This window comes from Priestia sp. SIMBA_032, from assembly GCF_046535215.1.
GTDB lineage: Bacteria > Bacillota > Bacilli > Bacillales > Bacillaceae_H > Priestia > Priestia aryabhattai.
In genome coordinates, this window is the sequence record NZ_JAWRXD010000721.1 from 1 (window position 1) to 270 (window position 270).

A 270-nucleotide genomic window follows, 5' to 3' on the forward strand; every position below is an offset into this window, starting at 1 on the left:
CTCGAAGTGCTGCCTGGGCGTTCTGTACCTCTGCGATGCGCTGGGCCAGGGCGGCCTTCAGCGCCATGCCAGCTTTGGCGACATAGAGGGTGAGAGCCGCAGCGCCCGCACCGCCCATGGCCACCGCCACCAGGTCGACGTTGTCGGCCAGGGCGATCAACACGCTCGACAGACCTGCGACGGCGCCGGTCTGCTCTTCCATCCCGCCCAAGAAGGTCTGGATGGCGTTGCTGATGTTCACCATCGCGTCTTGCACGCTGGTGGACATGT

At 65.6% G+C, this 270-nt stretch carries 1 protein-coding gene; it reads right to left on the reverse strand.

What is annotated here, in order from left to right; genetic code table 11:
• Window positions 1-244, reverse strand: a 244-nt coding sequence (locus tag SB717_RS36175; RefSeq protein WP_410907826.1) for a hypothetical protein, incomplete at its 3' end; no start/stop codon positions are given.
• Between the last annotated feature and the right edge of the window lie 26 nt (window positions 245-270).